We start from the raw sequence: 5268 nt of genomic DNA on the forward strand, positions 1-5268 counted from the left end.
TTTTAATGTTAGTCCGGCAGTGTCCTACTCTCCCACACCCTGTCGAGTGCAGTACCATCGGCGCTGAAGGGCTTAGCTTCCGGGTTCGGAATGTGACCGGGCGTTTCCCACTTCGCTATAACCACCGAAACACGGTGAAACACACACACGCTTTGTTTGACACAACCCCTACACCACGAACCCGTGACCAGGGGTTGCGTGCGTGTTGTCTCAGAAGTACACAGTGGACGCGAGTCAATCCATCCCACCCCCGCAAAAGGGGGGGCGAGGTAAGTGGTAACAAGTTATCGGCATATTAGTACCGGTCAGCTCCACACCTTACGGTGCTTCCACGCCCGGCCTATCAACCCAGTCGTCTAGCTGGGAGCCTCTCCAGGGCAAGCCCTGATGGAAACCTCATCTTGAAGCGTGCTTCCCGCTTAGATGCTTTCAGCGGTTATCACTTCCGAACGTAGCTAATCAGCCGTGCCCTTGGCAGAACAACTGACACACCAGAGGTTCGTCCATCCCGGTCCTCTCGTACTAGGGACAGGTCTTCTCAAGTTTCCTACGCGCACAGCGGATAGGGACCGAACTGTCTCACGACGTTCTAAACCCAGCTCGCGTACCGCTTTAATGGGCGAACAGCCCAACCCTTGGGACCTACTCCAGCCCCAGGATGCGACGAGCCGACATCGAGGTGCCAAACCATGCCGTCGATATGAGCTCTTGGGCAAGATCAGCCTGTTATCCCCGGGGTACCTTTTATCCGTTGAGCGACGGCGCTTCCACAAGCCACCGTCGGGTCACTAGTCCCGACTTTCGTCTCTGCTCGACATGTCCGTCTCACAGTCAAGCTCCCTTGTGCACTTACACTCAAAACCTGATTGCCAACCAGGCTGAGGGAACCTTTGGGCGCCTCCGTTACCCTTTAGGAGGCAACCGCCCCAGTTAAACTACCCACCAGGCACTGTCCCTGATCCGGATCACGGACCGAGGTTAGGAATCCAGAACGACCAGAGTGGTATTTCAACGATGACTCCACACTAGCTGGCGCTAGCACTTCACAGTCTCCCACCTATCCTACACAAGCCGTACCGAACACCAATACCAAGCTGTAGTAAAGGTCCCGGGGTCTTTCCGTCCTGCTGCGCGTAACGAGCATCTTTACTCGTAATGCAATTTCGCCGAGTTCGTGGTTGAGACAGTGGAGAAGTCGTTACGCCATTCGTGCAGGTCGGAACTTACCCGACAAGGAATTTCGCTACCTTAGGATGGTTATAGTTACCACCGCCGTTTACTGGCGCTTAAGTTCTCAGCTTCGCCCCGAAAGACTAACCGGTCCCCTTAACGTTCCAGCACCGGGCAGGCGTCAGTCCGTATACATCGAATTACTTCTTCGCACGGACCTGTGTTTTTAGTAAACAGTCGCTTCTCCCTGGTCTCTGCGACCCATCACCCTAGCCAGAAAAGGCTTCAAGATCAGGGCCCCCCTTCTCCCGAAGTTACGGGGGCATTTTGCCGAATTCCTTAACCACGATTCACTCGATCGCCTTAGTATTCTCTACCTAACCACCTGAGTCGGTTTAGGGTACGGGCGGCTCGAACCTCGCTAGAAGTTTTTCTCGGCAGCATAGGATCACCCTACTTCCCACATTACGTGGTCACTATCAAGTCTCAGCCTGTACGACACCCGGATTTACCTAGATGCCGGCCTACACTCTTAGACGTGGACAACCATCGCCACGCGGAGGCTACCTTCCTGCGTCACTCCATCGCTTACCTACTACAAGATCGGGTCCCACGCTCCCCCGCACCCACCACACCCGAAGGTGCGACATGGTACGAGTTCAGGTGGTTAGCATCCCCTGATTCGATATGGGCGGTCCTTCGCCGGTTCCGGAATATCAACCGGATATCCATCGACTACGCCTGTCGGCCTCGCCTTAGGTCCCGACTTACCCAGGGAAGATTAGCTTGACCCTGGAACCCTTGGTTATTCGGCGGACGGGTTTCTCACCCGTCATTCGCTACTCATGCCTGCATTCTCACTCGTGTAGCATCCACACCTGGGTCACCCCGGCGCTTCACTCGCTACACGACGCTCCCCTACCCAGCCACACTCCTGAACCCACCCCCGCAGGGACAAATTAGGAACACGCATGACTGCCACAGCTTCGGTGGTGTGCTTGAGCCCCGCTACATTGTCGGCGCGGAATCACTTGACCAGTGAGCTATTACGCACTCTTTAAAGGGTGGCTGCTTCTAAGCCAACCTCCTGGTTGTCACAGCAACTCCACATCCTTTTCCACTTAGCACACGCTTAGGGACCTTAGCTGGTGATCTGGGCTGTTTCCCTCTCGACGACGAAGCTTATCCCCCGCCGTCTCACTGCCACGCTCTCACTTACCGGCATTCGGAGTTTGGCTGACGTCAGTAACCTGGTGAGGCCCATTAGCCATCCAGTAGCTCTACCTCCGGTAAGAAACACGTGACGCTGCACCTAAATGCATTTCGGGGAGAACCAGCTATCACGGAGTTTGATTGGCCTTTCACCCCTACCCACAGCTCATCCCCTCAGTTTTCAACCTAAGTGGGTTCGGTCCTCCACGACGTCTTACCGTCGCTTCAACCTGGCCATGGGTAGATCACTCCGCTTCGGGTCTAGACCCAGCGACTCACACGCCCTATTCGGACTCGCTTTCGCTACGGCTACCCCACACGGGTTAACCTCGCCACTGAGCACTAACTCGCAGGCTCATTCTTCAAAAGGCACGCCATCACCCCACACAGAGGCTCTGACGGATTGTAAGCACACGGTTTCAGGTACTATTTCACTCCCCTCCCGGGGTACTTTTCACCTTTCCCTCACGGTACTAGTCCGCTATCGGTCACCAGGGAATATTTAGGCTTAGCAGGTGGTCCTGCCAGATTCACACGAGATTTCACGGGCCCCGTGCTACTTGGGAGACAACCCTAGGAGTCACACATGTTTCGTCTACGGGAGTCTCACCCTCTACGCCGCGCCCTTCCAAACGCTTCGACTACACGCGCGATTTCTTACTCCACACTCCTATGTCAGTAGGAGACGGGCCGATCCCACGACCCCCCAGCTGCAACCCCTGACAGGTATCACACAACTGAGGTTTAGCCTCATCCGCTTTCGCTCGCCACTACTCACGGAATCACATATTGTTTTCTCTTCCTGTGGGTACTGAGATGTTTCACTTCCCCACGTTCCCTCCACACACCCTATGCGTTCAGATGCGGGTGACTGGACATACCTCCAGCCGGGTTTCCCCATTCGGAAACCCTCGGATCACAGCCTGGTTATCGGCTCCCCGAGGCTTATCGCAGATTCCTACGTCCTTCATCGGTTCCTGGTGCCAAGGCATCCACCGTGCGCCCTTAAAAACTTGGCCACAAAGATGCTCGCGTCCACTGTGTAATTCTCAAACAACACACAGCACCCACCACCAACCAGGCTCACACCCAGCCGACCAGCAGGCCTGCCAACCACCACAAGACAACCACCCACCCCCACCAACAGGGCAGATCGCTCCCTCAAAACCCAACAACGTGCCGACACCCACCCCAACCAGAACACCCACCCTTTCCACACCAGCACCACCCACAACAGGCAACACCAGCAGTACTCACGCACGCACCCCAACCAGACCAGGCACCATGATTGATGTTCCACCCTCGAGCACACCCCCACCACACATCCGGCGATGAAAGGGCTTAACAGCTCCTTAGAAAGGAGGTGATCCAGCCGCACCTTCCGGTACGGCTACCTTGTTACGACTTAGTCCCAATCGCCAATCCCACCTTCGACCACTCCCTCCGGAAAACCGGTTAGGCCGTGAGCTTCGGGTGTTACCAACTTTCGTGACTTGACGGGCGGTGTGTACAAGGCCCGGGAACGTATTCACCGCAGCGCTGCTGATCTGCGATTACTAGCGACTCCGACTTCATGGGGTCGAGTTGCAGACCCCAATCCGAACTGAGACCAGTTTTAAGGGATTCGCTCCACCTCACGGTATCGCAACCCTCTGTACCAGCCATTGTAGCATGCGTGAAGCCCAAGACATAAGGGGCATGATGATTTGACGTCATCCCCACCTTCCTCCGAGTTGACCCCGGCAGTCTCCCATGAGTCCCCACCATTACGTGCTGGCAACATGGAACGAGGGTTGCGCTCGTTGCGGGACTTAACCCAACATCTCACGACACGAGCTGACGACAACCATGCACCACCTGTACACCAGTCCGAAGACTCACACATCTCTGCGCAATTCCGGTGTATGTCAAGCCTTGGTAAGGTTCTTCGCGTTGCATCGAATTAATCCGCATGCTCCGCCGCTTGTGCGGGCCCCCGTCAATTCCTTTGAGTTTTAGCCTTGCGGCCGTACTCCCCAGGCGGGGAACTTAATGCGTTAGCTACGGCACGGACCTCGTGGAATGAGGCCCACACCTAGTTCCCAACGTTTACGGCATGGACTACCAGGGTATCTAATCCTGTTTGCTCCCCATGCTTTCGCTTCTCAGCGTCAGTAATGGCCCAGAGACCTGCCTTCGCCATCGGTGTTCCTCCTGATATCTGCGCATTTCACCGCTACACCAGGAATTCCAGTCTCCCCTACCACACTCTAGTCTGCCCGTACCCACTGCAGACCCGGAGTTAAGCCCCGGGCTTTCACAGCAGACGCGACAAACCGCCTACAAGCTCTTTACGCCCAATAATTCCGGACAACGCTCGCACCCTACGTATTACCGCGGCTGCTGGCACGTAGTTAGCCGGTGCTTCTTCTCCCACTACCGTCACCCAAAGGCTTCGTCATGAGCGAAAGAGGTTTACAACCCGAAGGCCGTCATCCCTCACGCGGCGTCGCTGCATCAGGCTTGCGCCCATTGTGCAATATTCCCCACTGCTGCCTCCCGTAGGAGTCTGGGCCGTGTCTCAGTCCCAGTGTGGCCGGTCGCCCTCTCAGGCCGGCTACCCGTCACCGCCTTGGTAGGCCATTACCCCACCAACAAGCTGATAGGCCGCGAGCCCATCCTCCACCAATAAATCTTTCAACCAACCACCATGAAACAGTCAGTCATATCCGGTATTAGACCCCGTTTCCAAGGCTTATCCCAGAGTGAAGGGCAGGTTACTCACGTGTTACTCACCCGTTCGCCACTAATCCCCCAAAGCAAGCTTTGAGATCATCGTTCGACTTGCATGTGTTAAGCACGCCGCCAGCGTTCGTCCTGAGCCAGGATCAAACTCTCCAAAAAAAA

At 55.8% G+C, this 5268-nt stretch carries 3 rRNA genes; all 3 read right to left on the reverse strand.

Annotation, left to right across the window (positions count from 1 at the left end):
* Positions 1 to 11 precede the first annotated feature (11 nt).
* A 5S ribosomal RNA gene (gene rrf / locus FGL98_RS24490) occupies positions 12 to 129 on the reverse strand.
* Positions 130 to 275: 146 nt separating this feature from the next.
* Positions 276 to 3401, reverse strand: a 23S ribosomal RNA gene (locus FGL98_RS24495).
* Positions 3402 to 3738: 337 nt separating this feature from the next.
* Positions 3739 to 5265: ribosomal RNA gene (locus tag FGL98_RS24500) — 16S ribosomal RNA — on the reverse strand.
* The 16S, 23S and 5S rRNA genes sit together here, the layout of an rRNA operon.
* Positions 5266 to 5268 lie beyond the last annotated feature (3 nt).

This window comes from Leekyejoonella antrihumi (assembly GCF_007845645.1).
GTDB classification, from domain to species: Bacteria; Actinomycetota; Actinomycetes; order Actinomycetales; family Dermatophilaceae; genus Leekyejoonella; species Leekyejoonella antrihumi.